We start from the raw sequence: 22,646 nt of genomic DNA, 5'->3' as shown, positions 1-22,646 counted from the left end.
TTATCCAATTAGCTAGCGAAACCTCGATCTGTGTATTTTACTTAAGATAGTGCAACCACGATTCACGGATGATAAAGATGGCTAACAAAAAAAACGTCGAAGCAAACAAGAAAAATACAGAAACCAAAAATAAGAAAAGTAACGAGCTAGAACAACAGAAACCAACAAAAAAAAAGAAGCTCAGACTGCATTCACACCTAAAAGTTAATATCCCACTTTTTCAATCACTCATGATGATTTTGCCATCATTGGCTAAACACGCAGCTGCCGAGACTATAGACAATTCCAGCGGTGCTGCAGATCAAGTAATCGCAAATAACGTGACCGAAAAAGATGTCACCGATGATCATACCAAGGCGGACTCATCATCGGTTGCTCTCCAAGAAGCTCAGACGAGTGACAGCGACGTAAACGCCACCTTAAGTGCAAGTCATGCCCCCAATGGTTCGAGCTCTCACTTGGTTCCTTCTCATCATTTATCGACGCTTTCTCACCCGCAAGTCCATTACATTCCTTCGGTATCTATCCCAACCATTTCTTCTGGAAGTAACGGCCAGCCAACTCATTCGAATGCACCTACGACGCCCGCTTTACCCGTTACTTTCATGCCAGAAGTCATAAAAGGTACCTACGGAGAGCTTCATGTAGATGCAAATGGTCAATACACATTTGTATTGAACCCAAAATCCCCTCAATACATCCTGTTAAATCAGCACCAACCAGGTACTGACCATTTTGCGTTACATCTATCTAATGGATCGAGCATCATTGTCCAGATACCGGTAATAGGTAAGCAAGACACGCCAAGTATTTCTGGAGACTTAACAGGTGTCGTAACAGAAGATCACAATATTGATTCACAAGGCTTGTTACATGCGAACGGCAAAATCGATGTCATAGACCCTGATCAAAATGAAAGTTCGGTAACACCAGAAGTTATCTCAGGTAAATATGGCGCATTAACCATCGACGCAGATGGGCATTGGCAGTATCAAGTTGATAACTCTCTTTCGAATGTTCAAGCGTTAACTGCAGCCACTTCACTGCACGAAAGTTTCACTATTCACACCAAAGACGGCACGCCTCAAACAATCGATATGACAATAGGTGGCAACGATGACAATGCTGTTATCACGGGTGTGGATGCTGGCACTGTAACTGAAGATTTAACAACGCAACTTCAAGGACAGCTTTCGGTAACGGATTCAGATCTTGGAGAAGATCATTTTCAGGCATCACAAGTAACTGGCAATTTCGGTACGCTCAGCATCACCAAAGACGGTGCATGGACATACGATTTAGATAACAATAATCCTGTAGTTCAAGGACTTGGCCAAGGCTCAACTGCGACAGACATCGTCACTGTTCACTCAGTTGATGGGACGTCACATCAAGTGACGATCACGGTGAAAGGCACCAATGATGCTGCTGTAATCGGTGGGGCAAATTCAGGTTCAGTGACTGAAGAATCTAAATTGCAAACCTCTGGCACGTTGACTGTCACTGACATAGATACTGGCGAATCACATTTCTCCAACACAGATGTTGCAGGCAGCTTAGGGACTCTACATCTGACCGATTCAGGTGCTTGGACTTACGATCTCGATAACACCAACCCAACCTTGCAAGCCTTGGGTAAAGGCTCTACTGCGACCGATATGATTACCGTTCATTCGGCTGACGGCACGCCTCACCAAATCACCGTTACTGTTAACGGAACTAACGATAAAGCTGTGATTGGTGGTACTAGCTCAGGTGCAGTAACGGAAGAATCTCAACTGCAAACGTCCGGCACATTGACGATTACTGACGTCGATACCGGTGAAGCACACTTCTCGAATACCGATATCGTAGGCTCGTTTGGTACGCTTCATCTGACCGATACTGGTTCTTGGACGTACGATCTTGATAATACAAATCCTAACGTTCAAGCTTTGGGCAACGGAGCAACCGCTACCGACACCATCACCGTTCATTCTGCTGATGGCACGCCGCATCAAGTGACTATCACAGTAAATGGCACTAATGACAAAGCTACTGTCAGCAGTGCGACCGTTGCTATCAATGAAACCGACAAAGCGGTAACTACTTCAGGAACATTGACTAGTACCGATGTTGACAATCCAGATAACACATTTACGCCAGACTCCATTGTTGGATCTAATGGTGATCTCACCATTGATGCCAATGGCCATTGGACATTCACCGCCAACAGCGCGTTTAACCAATTAAACGTCGGCGATAAAGTAGAAGAAACCTTCACTGTCTCGTCTGTTGATGGCACACCGTCCACTATCAAAGTGACGATTAACGGCACTAACGATACAGCGACGGTCAGTACCGCAACGGTTACTGTGGATGAAACTGACAAAGCAGTAACGACATCAGGAACGCTGGCCAGTACCGACGTGGATAACCCAGATAATGCCTTCACACCGGGTTCCATTTCCGGCACCAACGGTGACCTTACTATTGATGCCAACGGGCACTGGGTGTTCACAGCAAGCAACGCGTTTAACCAATTAAACGTCGGCGATAAAGTAGAAGAAACCTTCACTGTCTCGTCTGTTGATGGCACACCGTCCACTATCAAAGTGACGATTAACGGCACTAACGATACAGCGACGGTCAGTACCGCAACGGTCACTGTGGATGAAACTGACAAAGCAGTAACGACATCAGGAACGCTGGCCAGTACCGACGTGGATAATCCAGATAATACGTTTACGCCGTATTCTATTTCAGGCACCAACGGTGACCTGACTATCGATGCTAATGGGCATTGGGTGTTCACCGCGAGCAGCGCGTTTAATCAGTTAAACGTCGGCGATAAAGTCGAAGAGACCTTCACTGTATCGTCTATTGATGGCACAACGTCAACGGTCAAAGTGACGATTAACGGCACTAACGACGCCGCTACTGTCAGCAGTGCGACCGTTGCCATCGATGAAACTGACAAAGCGCTAACTACTTCAGGAACACTAACCAGTACCGACGTAGATAATCCAGATAACACTTTCACACCCGATTCGATTACTGGCACCAACGGTGACCTGACTATTGATGCCAATGGTCATTGGGCGTTCACCGCGAACAGTGCGTTTAATCAACTAAACGTTGGCGATAAGGTCGAAGAAACCTTCACGGTGTCGTCTGTTGATGGCACATCCTCGACCATCAAAGTGACGATTAATGGCACTAACGATGTAGCGACAGTCAGTACCGCAATAGTCAGTGTGGATGAGACTGACAAAGCGGTAACCACCTCAGGCACGTTAACCAGTACCGATGTTGATAATCCAGATAACACATTTACGCCAGACTCCATTGTTGGAGCTAATGGCGACCTAACTATTGATGCTAATGGGCATTGGGTGTTCACCGCCAACAGCGCGTTTAATCAATTGAACGTCGGCGATAAGGTCGAAGAGACCTTCACTGTATCGTCTATTGATGGCACAACGTCAACGGTCAAAGTGACGATTAACGGCACTAACGACGCCGCTACTGTCAGCAGTGCGACCGTTGCCATCGATGAAACCGACAAAGCGGTAACCACATCAGGCACCCTAACCAGCACCGACGTGGATAATCCAGATAATGCGTTCACGCCGGATTCTATTTCAGGCACCAAAGGCGACCTGACTATTGATGCCAATGGTCATTGGACGTTCACTGCCAACAACGCGTTTAATCAATTGAACGTTGGCGACAAAGTCGAAGAAACCTTTACTGTATCGTCTGTTGATGGCACATCCTCGACCATCAAAGTGACGATTAATGGCACTAACGATGTAGCGACAGTCAGTACCGCAACAGTCAGTGTGGATGAGACTGACAAAGCGGTAACCACCTCAGGCACGTTAACCAGTACCGATGTTGATAATCCAGATAACACATTTACGCCAGACTCCATTGTTGGAGCTAATGGCGACCTAACTATTGATGCTAATGGGCATTGGGTGTTCACCGCCAACAGCGCGTTTAATCAATTGAACGTCGGCGATAAGGTCGAAGAGACCTTCACTGTATCGTCTATTGATGGCACAACGTCAACGGTCAAAGTGACGATTAACGGCACTAACGACGCCGCTACTGTCAGCAGTGCGACCGTTGCCATCGATGAAACCGACAAAGCGGTAACCACATCAGGCACCCTAACCAGCACCGACGTGGATAATCCAGATAATGCGTTCACGCCGGATTCTATTTCAGGCACCAAAGGCGACCTGACTATTGATGCCAATGGTCATTGGACGTTCACTGCCAACAACGCGTTTAATCAATTGAACGTCGGCGATAAAGTCGAAGAGACCTTCACTGTATCGTCTATTGATGGCACAACGTCAACGATCAAAGTGACGATTAACGGCACTAATGATGCCCCCGTCATTAATGCTCAATCTCACTCCGTTGTTGAAGGAGGTAGCCTCTTAAATGGACAAATGGTTGGGCACGACATTGATACAGGTGCGACATTGATTTACAGTGCACCGCAGGTTGATGGCTTAGTTCTTAACCCTGATGGTAGCTACAGTTTTGACCCCAATCATGCCAGCTACCTGTCGTTAGCATCGGGAACAACAAAAACACTCACAATTCCTGTAACCTTGACCGATGAACACCACGCTAGCAACACCCAAAACCTTTCGATCACAATAACAGGTGCCAATAACTCTGCGACGATCAGCGGTGTTAGCACAGGTGATGTCGATGAAGGACATGGCAGTTATGGCGATATGTCACCAGACTATGCTCATCCTGGCATGGCGAAACTAGGACAAGATGCAATAACTGCTGATGGCAAGTTGGATATAGTTGATCCTGATAGTGGTGAAGCCCAATTTGACCCTAAAGGCGGCGCTTGGAATAACTCCTACCATGGCCAATATGGCCACTTATTATTAAACAGTGATGGAACTTGGCATTACGATGTAACAGTGGGAGGTAGTGATTGGGTTGGTAATAAAAAAACAACGATTGGCACCACTATAGATCAACTTGGTGAAGGGCAAACTTTAACCGACACCATCACTATACAATCTAAAGATGGCACAACTCACGACATCGTAATTACTATTCATGGAGACAATGATAGACCTTACTGCTCTTCAGAAGTACAACTCAACTCTGGCAAAGAAGACACTTCGCAAACACTCACAACGAAAGAACTTCTTTCGAATACCATAGATGTAGATAACAACGATGCTGGCATACTTTCTATCGCTAACCTTCATTCTAACCATGGTTCTATCCGCGACAATCATGACGGTACTTACACCTTCACACCTGCCAAGGATTATAACGGTCAGGTTCACTTCACTTATGATGTGAAAGATGCACATGGTGGGGTAACTGCTACTGGTGCAAATATGAATCTGCAAGGTGTAGCAGATAAAGCGTTAATTGGTGGACAACATGTTGGAGATATTACTGAAGACCATCTTACCCCACACCTAGCTCAACTGACTGTTCAGGGCCATTTAACTGTGGTGGACCCAGATGGTGGAGAGGCTCACTTTACCTCTGTAACAAAGATTGATGACCCCTACAATACAAATCACGATGGGCTTATTCTCTCTCCCAGTGGCGCTTGGCATTATGGTGTAAATAATTATTTAGTCCAACATATGGCAGAAGGAGAGACAAAGGATATTGTCTATGAAGTTTCAACAGTAGATGGAACCAAACAGCTCATTACGATTACCCTTCATGGAACAAATGACAACCCAGAACTGCTCTTTTCTGGCTACGGTAATCTAAGTGGCGGACCATCTCCTATCACAACAGATGAAGATAAAGCCATAACCATCTCCGTGGATCGTTTTATGTCAGCGAAAGATATTGACCATGGTGATACATTGCATCTTGAGCAATTGCATGTCGATCATGGAACTGCTGTTTTGTCACCTGACGGTAAGAGTGTTATATACACGCCAGAAAAAGACTTCAATGGGCAGGTCACCTTTACCTATGCAATTATGGATAATAATAATGCACAAGCGATAGATACTGGTACGGGAAAAACCGCACTATCGGGAATGGTGCTTACGGTAAATGCTGTGGATGATGTAGCTGTAATAACAGGTACCGACACCGGTAGTGTGACTGAAGATGTCGACCCATATACACCTGTAAGTTGGCTGCCAAATATGATTCATACCACAGGGCAGCTAAGTATTAGTGATCCAGACACAGGTGAAGATCATTTTGACTTTAAAAGCTTTATCAAAGTAGCGTCTCACCCTGAATGGGCCCCTTATCAAAGCCAGCTGGGGGGTAAGTTAAGCATCGATAAAAATGGCAGTTGGGAATATGTCATTGATACAACTAAGCCCAATATCCAAGCATTAGGCGATGGAGAGAGTTTAGTTGATCGGGTGCTTATTCATTCAAGTGATGGCACCCAACACACGATTGAAGTCACTATCCATGGTACAAACGATGCCCCAGTTGTAACACAAGCAACACTGCTTCCTGCCGGCGTTGAAGATACACGCATGACCTTGACCGCTTCGCAACTGCTCGCCAATGCAATAGATATCGATAACAATGATGTGGGTTTATTGACGGTAGCTAACTTGAATGTTGATCACGGTTCCGTTCATCTTAACCCTGACGGCACGTACACCTTCACACCTGCCAAGGATTATAACGGTCAGGTTCACTTCACTTATGATGTAAAAGATGCGCACGGCGGTGTTACGCATGCCGGAGCGAGTACGACACTTGCGGCAGTCGATGACAAAACCATTATTTCTGGCATTGATCATGGTGTTGCAACTGAAGATATCGCCACTCATATGTCTACGAGTGCCAATATTATGGATGCTGTTGATTGGCAAGCACTACAAATTACTGATGTAGACAGCCCTAATACTCAAGTCACTGTCGAATTTGCAGGCAAACAATACACATGGAATATAGGCAGTGACCTAGATGTTACGACTCCCTATGGCAAATTCCAGTTCCATACTATCGCAAGTGGATCTCACAAAGGTGAGCATTCTTGGAGTTATATTGGCGACAATAATAATGTTCACGTTCAAGAATTAAAGCATGGTGAATCATTAACCGAATCTATAAAGCTAATAGCAACCGACGGTACTGAGTTTCCTATTACGGTTAAGGTAAACGGCACAGAGGATGGGATCATAATCGATTCCAAGTCAGAACTTGGCCATGTCGTAGAAAATGCCCAAACAGGAGCTTCAGTTTCCGGCAACGTAATAGCCCACGATGTCGACCTTCACGATACGGTGAGTTGGACACAAACACCAACAGCAGGCCTTAATGGCCAGTATGGTACGTTCCACCTAAGTGCAGATGGACAATGGCATTATGACGTTGACCAAAGTAAAGCTACAAAATTAGGAGACGGTGACGAGTATTGGGAACACTTTACAGTTGAGGCAGTATCTACTGATGGTAGCCATGTATCGAAAAGCGTATCGGTTGTTGTACATGGAAATAATGATGCACCAACAGTCAGTGGAGAAGTCACTTTACCTTCAGGTAAGGAAGATACTTCAATACATATTACACAAGCTGAATTAATCGCTAATGCGACAGATGTTGATACTAACGATAGAGGTTGGTTACACGTTGAAAACTTGACTGCAGACCACGGTAGCTTAGTATCAAATTCAGATGGTAGTTTTACCTTTAACCCCGACCCTAATTACAACGGAACGGTCCACTTTACTTACGATGTTGCCGATAGACACGGTGGCATAGCTCATACAGGAGCAAACACGTCTCTTGCTGCTGTTAATGATGCCGCCACATTTGCCGGTGACTCCAGTAGCATAAAAGAAGATACAAACATTCACCACAACGCGCATATCACGGGGTCAGCAACTATTCCAGATGCCCTTTCTTGCCATGGGCACCTGATTGTTTCTGACGCTGATGGTCATGGCGAAGCTGCATTAGATCTTAAGGGGCAACCGAAAATATCTCTGGATGGAACCTATGGTCATTTCGACATCACTAGTACTGGGACATGGGTTTATAAAGCAGACAACAAGAGTACGCCGATTCAAGACTTAGACAATGGACAAACACTCACAGATAGCATTGAAGTCACATCAAAAGACGGTACCAAGCATTCAATTACCGTCACTATTAACGGGACCACCGATGATCCTGTTCTACACAGCCTCAGTGATTCTGGTGTTCAACATAGTGGCCCAGTTGAAGGGAATCTACTTACTGGCTCTGGGACGGATCAAGGATTGAGTGGTGCAGCAACAGACACCGATTCCAACGCACATCTGGTGTTGCAAGATATTCAAATAAAAGACCCGGTGTCAGGTTATGTCGCGGTAAGGCCGGGGCAACCACATACTATGGCCGGTATCGGTACACTCGCGATCGAAGCGAATGGTCATTATACCTTCACCCCGGAAGCTGACTTTACAGGTAAAGTGCCAAGTATGGTTTATCGCGTCGGCGATGATGGCGGTAACCCAATAGGAGACTCTTCTCAAAATTCTCTCTCTATTGAAGTCACCCTTCCTCTACAACATGCGCCAACGGTGAGAGGGCAAACCGTTTCTACAAATGAAGACATCACCAGAACCTTTACAACCAGTGAATTTGGTTACAGTGATCAAGATGGCGACACGTTACAGTTCGTGACTATTAGCAGCATACCGAGTCATGGATTATTACTTCTAAACGGTAACGCCGTAACCGCCAACCAGCAAATCAGCAAGGCTGACTTAGACGCAGGCCATTTAACTTTCACGCCGATCAATAATGAAAACGGCGCCAACTATGCGCAATTTACATTTACTGCGAATGATGGCCATAAAAATTCGGCAAACGCAACGATGGTAGTGGATGTCAATGCAGTCAATGATGCACCTATCGTTGGATCGAGTTTTATTAGTTCTTTAGAAGATAAGCCTCATGCGTTCACCACCGCAGACTTTAAATATTCTGATATTGATGGAGATGCGTTAAACCACATCACGATTACCAATGTCGCCCATGGCGTGTTATCGCTGAATGGCGCCACAGTGAATGTTGGTGATGACGTCAGCGCCTCCGACGTTTCATCACTCATCTTCACCCCAACTCACAACTACTTTAGTTCTGGTGTCAGCGGATTAGGAGGGGTGCAATTTACCGCAAACGATGGTCATCTTGATTCAAAAGAAGGGTCAATACTCATTAATATAGCGAGTGTCGCTGACCCTGCAACATTCAGTGGAGACTCCACAGGAGTGGCAAAAGAAGACATAACACTTCAAGCTTCAGGTACGTTGACGGCGAGTGACCCTGATGGAACCGCAGGGTTTACCGCGGTACAGGGCGGAGCTGGAATAGCCGGAAGCAAAGGCTATGGACACGCTCATATCGATGTAAATGGTCACTGGACTTACGACCTTGACAACAACCATCCTATAGTTCAACAGCTTGGCGAAGGTCAGACAGACACTGAAACCATCACGGTTCAATCTGCAGATGGCACGCACCATGATATCGTGGTTACCATTACCGGCACCAACGACGCACCGATTCTCGGCGTTAACCAGACATCATCAACAGCAGGTACATTAACAGAGACAGATGTCGACGTGAACGACACTCATACCTTCTCTGTCGTCAGTTCAACAGGGCAATTCGGTTCATTGTCGGTCGATCCAAACACTGGTGACTACATCTACACACCAAATACGTCTATCACAGGAATGAGTTATAACTCTGCCACCAACTCCTATCATGGTGTTGATGTGTTTGAAGTAAAAGTGAGCGACCAACATGCCGAAAGTTCGAAATTCATCACCTTTGATGCCTCGGGACATGTCACCATGTCACCAACGGGTAGTCTAGTCATATCAACGACGGTACCTCAACATCCTACGGTAACCGCGACGCAACCAACCTTGTCTTCAGGCACTAACGTCGCGCCAACGAATACGGTGACTCTGGATCTTGCATCAACAAGCGATTCTGGTTCATCAAACACCGACAACCTGACCAATGACACGACCCCAACGATTACCGGACATACTGATATTCCGTATTCACAAGTGACGATTTACGATGGTTCAACACCGGTTGGACACGCGGTGTCAGATGCTTCTGGCCAATATAGTGTTGCAGTAAGCGGCTTATCGGAGGGCGATCATAATCTATCCGCCAAAACACTGGCCCCTTCGTCTGTGCTACCGGCTACCTCTTCGCTTCTTTCCGTCCACATAGATACACAAGTACACGTCGGTATTCAAACAGACCCAATTACTGCCGATAATGTGGTTAATGCTCAAGAATCCAACAGCTCCATTGACATCACCGGATCCGTTTCTGGCGATTATAATGCAGGCGACATTGTGACTTTAGATGTAAATGGGACACAGCATACTGGCGTGGTCGATGCAAAAGGACACTATTCAATTGCCGTCCCTGGCTAAGGCTAGCGCATTTTAACCGCAGACTCTAAAAGCACTGAGCGGTATTCATCATTCAGTGCTGCATTCTTTTTCTTTCGAGCCATACTCATCTTTTGGGTTGTATCAAACTTAAACAAGTTGAGGGCTATTTTCCTTAACGCATTAAAAGCCAACGCACCATTTCCTTTTCTAATTCGGCATTCATCTTCTCTGAAGGTCATGTCTAACATCCAGTGCATACTCTCTACTTGCCAATGACCACGGACAGCTTTAAGTGCTTGTTCTGCATCTAATTCCAGTGAACTGATATACCAACGAGTCTCTTTGCTAACCTTGCCTGTTATGGAGTGCTCGACCTCAGAAGTGATTTTAATAATGCTTCTAAGTCCCTCCCACTGATATTGTTTAGTCAGCCATTCTTTATCAACCACAAGGTGCTCACAGTGTCGCGTCTCGATTCGACCATGTCCTGCGTCTACATCCGTGTGTTGAGCATCGTTCTTCTCGGTGAATTGCTCTCGACACGCCTTATGCCACCAAGCTTCTAGCTCTGCCTGCATCGTTGAGTGATTCCCTTTTAGGGCCAAGACATAGTCCGCTTTGCTTTGAACTATTTGTTTGGCAATCTTGCGCTGACAACCCATCGCATCGAGTGTGATGATGCAGTTCTCTATATCAAGTAAGGTTAACAATTTAGGAATAGCGGTTATTTCATTGCTTTTATCGTCAACGGCGGCCTGACCTAAAACAAGTTGGTTGGAGCAACTCCACGCACTCACCGAATGAAGCGGATTTTTTCTTCCGCGAGTATCGAAAGAGTGGCGTGCTGTTTTGCCATCTACGGCAATGATATCAGTGCCTGTCGTTTGAACTAGCGTCTTCATCCACGACTGAAACGCTTGCTCAATCTCATCTGCTCTGAGTTTGGTGATAACTTTTGTAATTGTATCGTGACGAGGGATGCCATTGAGGAATGGACGGTATTTACGAAGCCAATCTAAACGATTATGGCCGAAATCTTCGATGTCCTCCCAGCCCTCCGCGCCAGAAATCACCGCACTAATAGCAAGTAAAAGAATATCTAAGAGTTGGTGTTTTTTACATCGTTCAATGCGAGGGTCAACGATGTTTTCGAAATGCTCTAGAAACGAATCAGACATGGAAAAGACTCTAAATGGATAATAGTTACCAGATCTGATCCCTTAAATTAGGAAAAGTTCAAATTTATAATGATCTTGCCTTACGTCCCTGGCAGTGAACTCATTGCTGATGCTGACCAAAAAATAGAGGCATCAGTAGCGGTAACAGATACCGCAGGTAATAGCGCTCATGCCACTGCAGATGTTACTTACCAAGTCGATACACAGGTTAGCGTTCCTACGATTACCTTTGAAAACGCAGGGGCAGACAACTTATACAGCAAAGCTGAAATCGCCCGAGGACAGGCAAACACGATCACAGCAACCGTTACGCCTCCTGGTGATGCCAAAATCGGTGAGCATCTTGTCGTGAACGGTCAGGATCATGTATTAGATGCTCATACTCTACAGCACGGAATACAAATTGAAGTTCACCCGGGTTCTAATGTACAAGCAACAATGACTGACGAACACGGTAATACCGCAGGTAGCCAAGGTTTTGCTGCAAGCGCTATTCCTGAACCGATCATTGTCAGACCGCCATCGGGAAGCCACCAAGTGTCTGGCACACTTGGGGTACCACCACTGTTACCATCTTTAACTCCGGTACCAACAGCACAAAGCGGTTGGCGAATCCATTTACCGAATGGACAGTATGTAACAAGCCATCAAGGACAATATGGAACTTTAACCATTGATCCTCAAACAGGCCAATTGCATTACCAAGAGCAAGCTCAAGTTCACACCGGACCACATGGCAGCACTTCAGGTATCGGTCAACATGAAGATAAATTTGAAGTGGCACTGCAAGGGACAAATCAAGATGAAGTAGTCGCCCACGTGAATATCCAGATACTCAGTCATGGCCCAGGAGGTAGTGGTAAGCTGACAATTGGAACCGAGGTGGTTGATATGACGATCACTCCTGTCGTCCATACATCACACCCTGCTCCACCGCCGCCAACTCCAGTTCAACATGATGAACCAGATATGACTTCCCAGTCGGATGTTATGGTCACGCAAAGCGATGACATTTATCTAGATTTAACCCAGCAGACCCATCAAGAACCAGATCAGAAAACCAGCCATCATGGTGCAGCCGCTTATCTGGATGCCCTAGGCATCAAACCCGATGCGACATCGACAACGGTTCACGATCAGCCAGCGGATATGGACATCGTACTTGCACAAGTTGACCAACCAGATGCAGTAACAAATGACCAAGCGCACTTGGATATGTCAGATGCGCTGGAACACCATGACGCGAGCGTCAACCACAATCAAGATGATGAACATCACCATCATAACGATGTAGATGGGCTGCCAGACATTGATCCAAATAGTTAACTGATAACGATACTAAACAGAAGGGAGCACATGCTGTGCTCCCTTTTTATACTTTACTGTTGTTATTCATTTAATCTCAACCACTCTCTATCGTGGTTACCTTTCACCAAACGCAACGCTCACATTGGTATAAATAGGTTTCCAAAGATACTGGAACACAGACTTCTCACCCGTAGTAATATCAACTTCGCCCGTCATACCCGGCAAAATAGAAAAGCTTTCAGGATTGTCACGGAAGTACGGCGTATCAACCGACACCACCACTTCATAATAGATTTCACCGCGTTCACTTTGACTGGTGGTTGGTGAAATACTTTCCACCTCACCTTTCAGCGCCCCAAAGCGACTGTAATCAAACGCGTCAATCTTGATTCGAGTCGGTTGCCCTACGCTCACAAAACCAATATCTCTTGGCGACAAACGGGCTTTAAAATCGGCTTTCCCACCAACTGGGACAATTTCAACCACTGTCCCACCCGGCTGTATTACGCCTCCATTCTGTGTGCTAGGCAGGCTTTGCACCAAGCCTTGCAAAGGCGACACTAACATGGTGTTTGTCAGTTTTGCTTGGCTTGAACGAACTCTGGCGTTAAGTGCGGATAAATCTGACACGGCTTTGGATCGATCGTCACTTACTTTCGCCTTTGCCTCTGCAAGAAGCTGTTCAATTTTTTGTTCAGTGCTGTCTGCTTGTTTGATTAGCACCGCTTTCTTACCACGAGCTTCTTCGATTTTCTGCTCTATGCTGGCCAGCTTTTGGCGCATTTCAAGCACACGTAAGCGTGAAATGTTGCCCGATTTATAACCCTTTTCTAGTATATTCAACTCTTGCTTAGTCGCATTTAGCTCTTTCTCATAACTCGGCAAGGCCTTTTCTACACTCCGAAGTTGCTCTGCAATTTGCTCGCTCTCTTTCTCAAGCACCACACGTTTTTGGAAGTAGAGGGCTTTCTGCGCGTTCAGTTGAGCTTTTTGTTGGCTAACAATCTCAGGATAATCGACCTCGAACTCAGCAAGGTTAGGCTCGCGTTGCTCAAGCAACGCATTCATACGTTCCACACTGGCTAGAAGCGTCACTTGTTGAGACTTCAATTCTTCAAGAGCGGTACGTTGGAAAGTGGCATCAAACTCAACAAGTGGCTGACCTTTCTCAACCAACTGACCTTCTTTAACGAGAATTTGCTTTAATTTACCGCCAATCGCGCTTTGTAGTACCTGTTTTTCGCCTTCAGGAATCACAGCGCCTTTGGCTTTTGCAATTTCATCAACTTGAGTGACTACAGACCAAGTGGCAAAAGCAATAACACATAAGGCAACCGACCATGTCGCCAATGCCAATGTACGAGCCGTATTTTGTGATTCAACAAGTTCACCGTAGCGCTTGCCCTTCTCGATAGATTGTTTAGTCATTAGCGACTCCTTGCTTAGACTCTGATTGTTCTTGTTGGGCTGCATTTTGTTGAGCAGACGCCTCTTTTCCTTGGGAAGCTTGAGGTTCTGAAGACTGCTCCGGCTCTAATGGACCGGCATAAACCACTGTACCTTCATTTAATACCACCACTTTATCGGCAAGCTTGATTAAATCCGGATCGTGGGACGTGTAGATCACCGTTGCTTTTCCTTTTTTCGACTGCACAAACTCACCAAATATACGTTTAGCATTTGGGTGAGCATCAGGCACAGGATTATCCATTAAGAACATTGGGTAGTCATAAATCAGCGCTTTCGCGTCAATGAGGATCTGCGCGACGCTGCCAGACAACATGTCAAAAAGACTGTCCGGCTGAATACTACTGATGGAGGTGTCTAGCCCACCTGACAATGTCTCGAACCAACGCTTTCCGCCGACCACTTCAATCGCAGAGATCATTTTCTGATCTTCGACTTTATGACCGTCGTTTAGCCACTCTCGAATACTCAGCGTAAGCAAATCAGGATAAGCTGCTCGAATGAAACACCAGTGGCGATAGAGCTGCGGGTCGTATTGAACGAGGTTAACGCCTTCAAGCTCGACCATGCCATTTTGGATAGGTTGTAAACCAGACAATACTTCGATCAAGGTTGATTTACCGCTTCCTGAAGGGCCAGTAATCGCAACAATTTCACCCGCTTCAATATCAAAGCTCACACCATTCAAAGCGGGGCGACTCTGTTTAGGATAACGCAGTGTCAGTTGGTCTAATTTCAAGTTAGGCGCTACCACAGGTAACGGGTGATGCTGGTAACTGAATTCACGCTCGGACGGCTGAGACAAGATACGGTTCACTTGCAATTTGGATTGATTAAAGCTGTTAAAACGCATCGCACTGTTTGCCAACACCTGAGCGGGACCCGTCACTTTAGATATCAACATCATTGAAGCAATCAAACCACCGGGTGTCATCACTTGTTCGAAAATAAGTCCAATACCTAAGCCCATGACAGCCAATGTTGAGCCCACTCCGATAAAGTAATAAATAGAGGTGTAACGACTTTGCAGAACTGCTTGATTGAACGTCACTGTAGAGGCAAGCAGATTGGCCTTTTGAAAACGTTGGATCCAGTGCTCTGAAAACCCAGCACTGCGAATAAAGGCAAGCTTGGATGACAGCTCATTAGTCATGTTTTGACGATTCGTACCTGCCACTGTCGATTGCATAGAGCGCTTGCTGCTAGAGCGTATCGAGCGTTTTGCTAGCAAGTAATAAAGGATTAAAGAGACGACTGGAACCAGTACCAACCATCCGCCTAAAACACCTATCGCAAGTACAAAAATAAGAATGAATGGTAGGTCAAACAGCGCATTTCCTAATGGCCCCGATAGCACACCTGAAATACGCTCCGACAGCATCACTTGGTTTTGCTGACTAGAAGAAGCTGTTTGCTGATTTTGAGCATAGCTATTACGAAGCAGACGCTGCACGAGGGATTGAGAAATCTCACGACTTACTCGGTTGGAAACTGAAGCAAACACTCGGCTACGTAATGTTCTCAACCAACCCATCATCACAAACAACAACGCCGCGCCAATAGCGATGCCTTGCAACTCATGCCCTGCATCACCGCCAATCACATGGTCATAAATCGACATCGTGATGAAGGGAACAGCAAGCGCAAATAAGTTAGTGATAAAGCTGACCAACAACAATTTAGGAATGATGGGACGAAACGCATGTAACCTTTCGCCAACCCAATCAGGAGAGGCCTTCTCTAATGGTGGCCCTTCGATAACAATACAAAACTGAGGGACATCGGTGATGTCGTCATTGGCATTAAAGGCAACAAATTGCTTGGATTCTAAATGACCAGAGACCAGCTCATGTTCACCAAGTACCAGTAAGACCAATTTATGTTCACCAACTTCATCTAGGTTGGCAACCAAGCGATAAGGCAGTGCAAGCCTGTCGAACAAGGCAAACATATTGTCGATTGATTCAATGCCATTTTCATCGACCCACTGATGTGCGAACAACTGGATATTAGCATTAACTTCCAATTGCTTAAGAACGGAAAGGCTCTCGGTTTCTAAATGGTTCATCACCTCTTGTCGAGCGCTGGTATCTGCACGGTTGTTCGTACCTGAAGGGTTACCAATATCTAAACGATTCATACGACGGCCTCCTGATTGCTCTCGCTGTCGACCGTAATAGCTCGACTTTCCACTGTAATGATTCGATTAGCAAATTCGCGAAGCTTCGAATGGTAGCTCACCATCAGTATCGTGCGTCCTGCCGTCACTTCTTCTTCCAACACCTTAGCTAGATTCCCAAGGGCGTCTAAATCAAGTGAAGAATCCGGCCTTTCCAACATGATTATGGGTTTATCACTTGCCAATTGAGCCGCGATATTGAGCATTTTCACGTTACCCATACTCAACAAAGAAGCACTCGTATGGCCAATTTGTGTCTCGAGCCCATCGGGTAATCGAGTAATCTCTTTGGTTAAACCCAAACGCTTAGCATAGTCACTGGTACTTTGCGTTTTCTCAGGGTCAAAGCCACATAAGTTATCAAGAATGGTCCCCGATACCAGTTGTCCTTTAACGCCACAGTAGGCTGCAATGTTGCTTACCGATGCGATTGAAACGGCAGCTCCGTTAATGAAGCACTCACCCGCTTTTAGATCATCAATACCTGCAATCGACGACAATAAATGACTGTTGGTGTGGCGATCCTCACTCTCTAACAATACCAACTCACCTTTATTCAGTGTGACATCTGCATGAGAGAGTTCACCGTATCTTTCAACGGTCGCTTGCTTAATTTCCAGCGTCTCAAAGTCAGATAAAGGGGTCTCAGGTTGTTCAGAATCTGAAAACTCAGATAGTGACAAGTCACTCAATTTTTCTATTGCCTGATTGGCACTGTGTATTGAATTAAGCTTGATTCTAACCCCAACCAGAGCACTCAAAGGCGCAACCGCTCTGCCAGATAAGATAGAACATGCCGCCAAGCCACCAGTAGTTAACTGACCATCCAACACCCATAAGCTGCCAGTGATCACGAGTAAAACTGACGTCGCTAATGCAGCAAGCTGAATACACTCTTGGGCGAAGGCGTTCTGTTCTTCTTCTCTCGCTTTAGACTGAGAGCGAACATTATTGAGGGATTTAAACTGGTTGAAGATTCGAGACTCAACGGCCTGACGTTTTATTCCTTGAATGGTTTGGCTCAGCAAAATCAAGAACGCTTTTCGCTCCTGCTCATCTTGGGAAGCTTCTTCACTTAAGCTTTTAACGCGAATAGAAGATAACCAAACGATTCCAAGAGTAATCAGCCAAACTGCCAAAGGTATCGCCACCAGCTCACCGCCGATGTAAGCCACCAAGCCCAAGAAGATCAATGCAAAAGGCAAATCAATAAAGCCTGCAATCACACCACCGGAATACCAATCTTTGACTTTTGATACTGAGCCCAGCCCCTCTTCCACGCCGCCAACACCAATGTGGCGAAGATGGCCTGATGAAGCCGTTGTCACCCTTTCCACCAAGGTTTGATAGGTTGCTTTCTCGGTATTACTGGCCGCAGCAGACAAAAGCCAAGTACGCACAAAACGTATGAGTGCTTCCATAGCGACAGCCAACGTCGCACCCGCTAATAACAGAGTGGCAGTCCCATAACTCTGGTTAGGTAAGATACGATCGTAAATTTGTAAAACCGTTAGCGGAACGGCGAGAGAGAGAAGATTTATGAGCAAAGAAGGCAGTAGGACTTTCCCCACCACCCCTTTGTTTTTCATTGAACTTGCGGGCATACACAATCCTTATCCATGCTTATGAAATAAGATTGGTACACCATGTTGAGTATTGCAAGGTAACGAACTGATTTAACGTGTTTTTCAATATAAATATGACACAGATCTTTCTACAAAAATCTGTGGCTATACCCGTACCTTAAAAACGCACCTTACAAATGCTCGTTACAAGTGCTCCTTACAAACAATTGTCGTAATCCGTTATCGCCTGCTTTAATTTTGAAAAGTCTGAGTTACATAAATACGGTTTCAGCGCTTCAAATTTATCTGAGGGCCACTCGTATATTTTGAATGAAATGAGCTCGTCAATAACGGACTCATCAAAGCGGTATTTGACGACTTTAGCTGGAGAGCCACCAACAATGCTGTAGGGTGCGACGTCTTTTGTCACAACGCTATTCGCTGCAACCACGGCGCCTTCGCCAATCGTCACACCGGGCATCACCATCGCTCGCATGCCTAACCACACCCCATCTTCAATGTGAGTATCGCCTTTGCCAATGTAGGCATCGTCGATAACATCCATAAATGGATACAGCGAAAACCAATCAATTCTGTGCGTATGGTTGCCACCCATTAAAATCACAACCTCTGCGCCAATGCAGACATAATCACCGATATAGAGTTCGTCGATTTCCCATCGAGGCTCCCACTGACGGCTGACTTCGTCACCGTGCAGATAACGGACGACTGAACGCTCAAACCCGTTGTCCCAACAATCGCTGTAATAACTGTGTTGACCTTTTACATGAATATTGGGGTTGGTTACGACTTCATGCAACAACTCGAATTTGGACCAATGCTTCTTTTGCATTTTTACCTCTGAATGATCTATTTAGTTTTATTCGTTAACTATCAAAATGTTCGACGATGCAAATCCAAGGTGCACAAACTAGCACCCCATAAACACAGGGTTCACCGGGATAAATAGTGAGTATCACGCTTAAATCATAGCAATGCCGCTAAAACTAAAGAGGCGTCAGTGGATTCGAGGTTGCTTAAGAAGAGGAAGTAGTTTCAAAGTTTGCTCAGTTTTTATCGATAACTTGGTTGGATAATTTACAGGTGTAGTGTATCTGTTTAATCGCACCCATTTGACAGTCAGATGTGATTAATAAGGTTTCAAATTTCGTTTCATAGAATACGGAATGAATAGAGCCTGTGCGATTACACAGGCTCAAACATAGGCTCGGCTATAAATTTCGGCTCACGCTTGGAGCTAGGTTCAGCGATTACATACGAGCAAGCTGTACTTTTCTGTCTTTATTCACGACACAGAAGTTGCCACGCTTAGTTCGGCATTTTGAACATCTTTCGCACTCAACAGGGCTTCTGTCCCCTTCTTTCCAACGCTTTACCAAATGTGGTTCAGAAAGCAGCGGCCTTGAAAGCGCGAAATATTCAATACCTGTGTTGTTTGCAATCGCTTCGATAGCATCAAAATCCGTTAGACCACCAACCGTGATAACTGGGATATTAACGTCTTGGCTGATCGCATGACCATATTCGTGGAAGTAGCCTTCAGCTTGAATAGTAAAACCATCGTGCGACTCGCCAATCATAGTATCTGCCTTGCCATGAATATTACCTGATACGACAATGCCATCAACGCCTACTTCTTCAAGCTTTTTACACACCAAACGCGTTTCATCGAAGGTCACGCCGCCCTCAAAAAACTCAGAAGCGGTCAGCTTAACCAAGATTGGGAAATCGTCGCCAACTAGCTTGCGCGTTGCCGTGTAGATCTCTAGCAAAAATCTCATGCGATTTTCTAAGCTACCGCCGTATTCGTCCTCACGCTGGTTGTAATAAGGACTTAAGAACTGGTTAATCAGATAGGTATGAGCAGCATGAACCTCAACACCATCAAAACCCGCTTGCTTCGCTCTTAGTGACGCTTTGGCAAAGGCATCAACGATGTAATCAATATCCTCTTTGGTCATTGCTTTACCCAGTGTCTGTGTCCCTTTTTCTGGAACTTCACTCGGTGCATAGATCACTCGCTCGCCAAGGTTATACGTGGTTTTCGTGCCACCATAAGCCAATTGCATCACGATTTTAGAGTCGTTGTCGTGCACAAGTTGAGTCAGCTTCTGATACTCTTCAATGAATGAATCGTTATACATCCCCATCATGCCCGCATTCGGCTTTTCTTCTTCAACGATGTTCGCGTAACCCGTCACGATCAAGCCGACTTCACCTTGAGCCAACTCTTCATAGATAGCGTAAAGTTTATCTGTCATATGACCATCTTCGGTGGCCATATTTTCCCACGTCGCGCTTCTCATGAAACGGTTCTTTAGTGTCATCTTGCCAATGTGGGTTTCTGTAAACAAAGTGCTCAAGTGTCTTCCTCTCAAAATCGTGTTAAGCGAGTTACCCATTACGCATGGGCACTGATTCTGGCGGATACTACAGAGAATATGGCAGGCAAAACTTAATCTAGATTAAGAGAGCGGCACTCTCATATAAGAAACAGGCAACTATTGCTCACAAAGATAGGATTAGGATAGATTCTAAGAATAGGCTCACCCAATCGGTAAGCCTACTCTCAGTTCTAACTATTTAAGACAATACGCAGAAAAGCTATTTAAACTCGTAGGTATAAGATGCACCGACACTGTTATTTTCACCGAAATCGTCCTCAGCAAAAATAGTGAAGAAGTTGAATGATTGAGCATCACTCAATTTGTAGCTTGCGCCGACGCCAGCCCAATAGCCGGAGTAATCATCAGACCCCATTGAACCGCCACCGAAGCCCATGATAGACCATTCATCAGTGATCGTTTTTAAACCAAACGCCCCAATGTAGCCACCGTGTGTTGAACTCGGCATCAATACATAGTCAGAACCAACATTATCATCATCGAACACGGCCACTTCGCCATCATTATAACTGTAACCAGCCATAGGGAAGATTTGCCATCCGAACGGCTCAATGTCGAAATAACTCAGTGGTATAAACGTCCCGATACTGTAGTTATTCTTATAAGCATCGTTGTCGTATTCAGAGCGGCTAAAGTTGAAATTGACGATGCCCAAAGGCAATAGCCATGAACCACCCACTCGCCACTCTTCGCCATCAGCATTGACACGAGCATTGATCATTCGCGCTTCATCAAGCCCGATAGAGCCCGAGAACTTAAGTTCTTCGTTATAAGCAACGCCCGCTTTGGTTACGATTTTAGTCGGATCATCAGGATGCTTCTCTTCAGCCAAAGCATCCGTTGAACCCAGTATTACCGAAGTAACAATTAATAAATTACGTAATGTCATTAGAATGTCGCGCTAACGCCAACAAAGTGAATGCGGCCATCGAAAGAACCATTCAACAAGTTCACCTGTGAACCTGCCAAGTTTCGGTTCATATCAACTGAACCTAAATCTGCGTATTCATAGAAAACGTCAATTAAGATATCATCCCAATAGGTAGATGCTCCTACCGAGTAGCGGTATTGCTCGCCCACTGGAAGGTCAACCCATTGCATTGAAGGATCGTCTTGTGGTGACGTTTCGTAAGAGAAGCCTGCTTTTAAGCGCCAATCAGAGTTAAGTTGGTAATCCGCCCCTACTGCAAACTTCCATACATCATCCCAATCACGTTCGATTGGAACGCCGCCTAAGTCAGTTGCTCCGAAATCTAATACCGTTTCGTCCCAAGCACTCCAGCGGTGGAATTGAACGCTTGCCAAGAGATCAAGTTGAGAATTCAATGCATAACTTGCACTGAAGTCAATGATTTCAGGAAGAGCAATATCTGTAGACAAAGAGTTAGCAACATTACCTAAGCCTTTCACTTCGTTATTAAACTCGTGTTCTAGCTTAGAGCGATAACTGGCACCTAACTTGAGTTTATCTGTAGGCGTGTACATTACACCTAGGTTATACCCGTAAGCCCAATCAGTATCTTGCTTAGCTGTAAACCCAGAAGTCGACTGCTCGAATGCAGCCCAACTCAATTGAACGCCAGCACCCACTGACCACTGATCATTAAGCTTATAACTCAGTGATGGGTTCACTTGCATTGCGGTCAGGGTAATGTCTTCTAGAAGTGCAGCACCCGCCCAATCACTGCCGTAATCAAGGCTTGAACCACCAACAGCACCCAGCGCAATACCAAGGTGTAATTTGTCTGTGACTTGGTGAGCATGGAAGGCACCAAATGAAGGCATGACTGAATGAGCTTTGCCGTCTGGATTACCATCGTTGTCTTGATATTTCATCTCAAGATCAAACGCCATGGTGTTGATGGTCGTTTTGCTCTCGCCCATGTGAGACATAGTGGCAGGGTTAGTCCACATCGCAGCAGCAGAGCGAGTATAAACACCGTCACCAGCACCAGTAGTACCAGCATTGGCAACGACAGCTTCTTGCAAAAACAGGCCACTTGCGAAAGCATTTAAGCTAGTAAAAATTGCGGTGGCAGCTATAGAGTAAGTAAAAGTTTTGTTCATCAGATTGCTCATTTAGCCTTAGACATTAAATTGTTCTAAGGTTACCGCAAAGCCTCATAAACAAAGGGAAT

General features: G+C 45.5%; 10 protein-coding genes. 2 read left to right on the top strand and 8 right to left on the bottom strand.

Going from position 1 to position 22,646, the window contains the following annotated elements; genetic code table 11:
* The first annotated feature begins 77 nt into the window (after window positions 1–77).
* Complete coding sequence (locus BCU34_RS19195) at window positions 78–10,424, top strand: VCBS domain-containing protein (protein WP_413286279.1); 10,347 nt, start codon at window positions 78–80, stop codon at window positions 10,422–10,424.
* A 2-nt stretch (window positions 10,425–10,426) separates the two neighbouring features.
* On the opposite strand, the gene BCU34_RS19190 is transcribed toward BCU34_RS19195, so the two are convergent.
* On the bottom strand, window positions 10,427–11,563 hold the full coding sequence (locus tag BCU34_RS19190; RefSeq protein ID WP_413286278.1) for an ISAs1 family transposase: 1,137 nt from the start codon (window positions 11,561–11,563) through the stop codon (window positions 10,427–10,429).
* A 69-nt stretch (window positions 11,564–11,632) separates the two neighbouring features.
* Here BCU34_RS19190 and BCU34_RS19185 point away from each other — a divergent pair, with 69 nt between their 5' ends.
* Window positions 11,633–12,889 carry a hypothetical protein gene (locus BCU34_RS19185; RefSeq protein WP_258186888.1) on the top strand — a complete coding sequence of 419 codons (1,257 nt, stop codon included), beginning with the start codon at window positions 11,633–11,635 and terminating at the stop codon, window positions 12,887–12,889.
* Between the two features lie 96 nt (window positions 12,890–12,985).
* On the opposite strand, the gene BCU34_RS19180 is transcribed toward BCU34_RS19185, so the two are convergent.
* From BCU34_RS19180 to BCU34_RS19150, 7 genes are all read right to left on the bottom strand, one after another.
* Window positions 12,986–14,299, bottom strand: coding sequence for an HlyD family type I secretion periplasmic adaptor subunit (locus BCU34_RS19180; protein WP_102478446.1), 1,314 nt, complete (start codon window positions 14,297–14,299; stop codon window positions 12,986–12,988).
* Window positions 14,292–16,478 (bottom strand): ABC transporter transmembrane domain-containing protein, encoded by a 2,187-nt coding sequence (locus BCU34_RS19175; RefSeq protein ID WP_102478445.1) that lies wholly within the window; start codon window positions 16,476–16,478, stop codon window positions 14,292–14,294. Before BCU34_RS19175 ends, BCU34_RS19180 begins: the two co-directional genes overlap by 8 nt.
* A complete protein-coding gene (locus BCU34_RS19170) occupies window positions 16,475–18,121 on the bottom strand; it encodes an ABC transporter transmembrane domain-containing protein (RefSeq protein WP_102478444.1) in 1,647 nt (548 codons plus the stop codon). The genes BCU34_RS19175 and BCU34_RS19170 overlap by 4 nt, the downstream gene beginning before the upstream one ends.
* Window positions 18,122–18,299: 178 nt before the next feature.
* A complete protein-coding gene (locus BCU34_RS19165; RefSeq protein WP_102478443.1) occupies window positions 18,300–18,935 on the bottom strand; it encodes a CatB-related O-acetyltransferase in 636 nt (211 codons plus the stop codon).
* Window positions 18,936–19,353: 418 nt separating this feature from the next.
* A complete protein-coding gene (locus BCU34_RS19160) occupies window positions 19,354–20,466 on the bottom strand; it encodes an NADH:flavin oxidoreductase (protein ID WP_102478442.1) in 1,113 nt (370 codons plus the stop codon).
* A gap of 241 nt (window positions 20,467–20,707) precedes the next feature.
* Window positions 20,708–21,397: a hypothetical protein gene (locus BCU34_RS19155; protein ID WP_102478441.1), complete on the bottom strand. Its 690-nt coding sequence runs from the start codon at window positions 21,395–21,397 to the stop codon at window positions 20,708–20,710.
* Window positions 21,397–22,575: an OmpP1/FadL family transporter gene (locus BCU34_RS19150; protein ID WP_102478440.1), complete on the bottom strand. Its 1,179-nt coding sequence runs from the start codon at window positions 22,573–22,575 to the stop codon at window positions 21,397–21,399. The genes BCU34_RS19155 and BCU34_RS19150 overlap by 1 nt, the downstream gene beginning before the upstream one ends.
* Window positions 22,576–22,646: the final 71 nt, after the last annotated feature.

Source organism: Vibrio sp. 10N.286.45.E10 (assembly GCF_002874195.2).
GTDB classification, from domain to species: Bacteria; Pseudomonadota; Gammaproteobacteria; order Enterobacterales; family Vibrionaceae; genus Vibrio; species Vibrio crassostreae.
The sequence above is the reverse complement of the archived record's forward strand: the minus strand, read 5'-3'. Positions and strand labels throughout refer to the sequence as shown.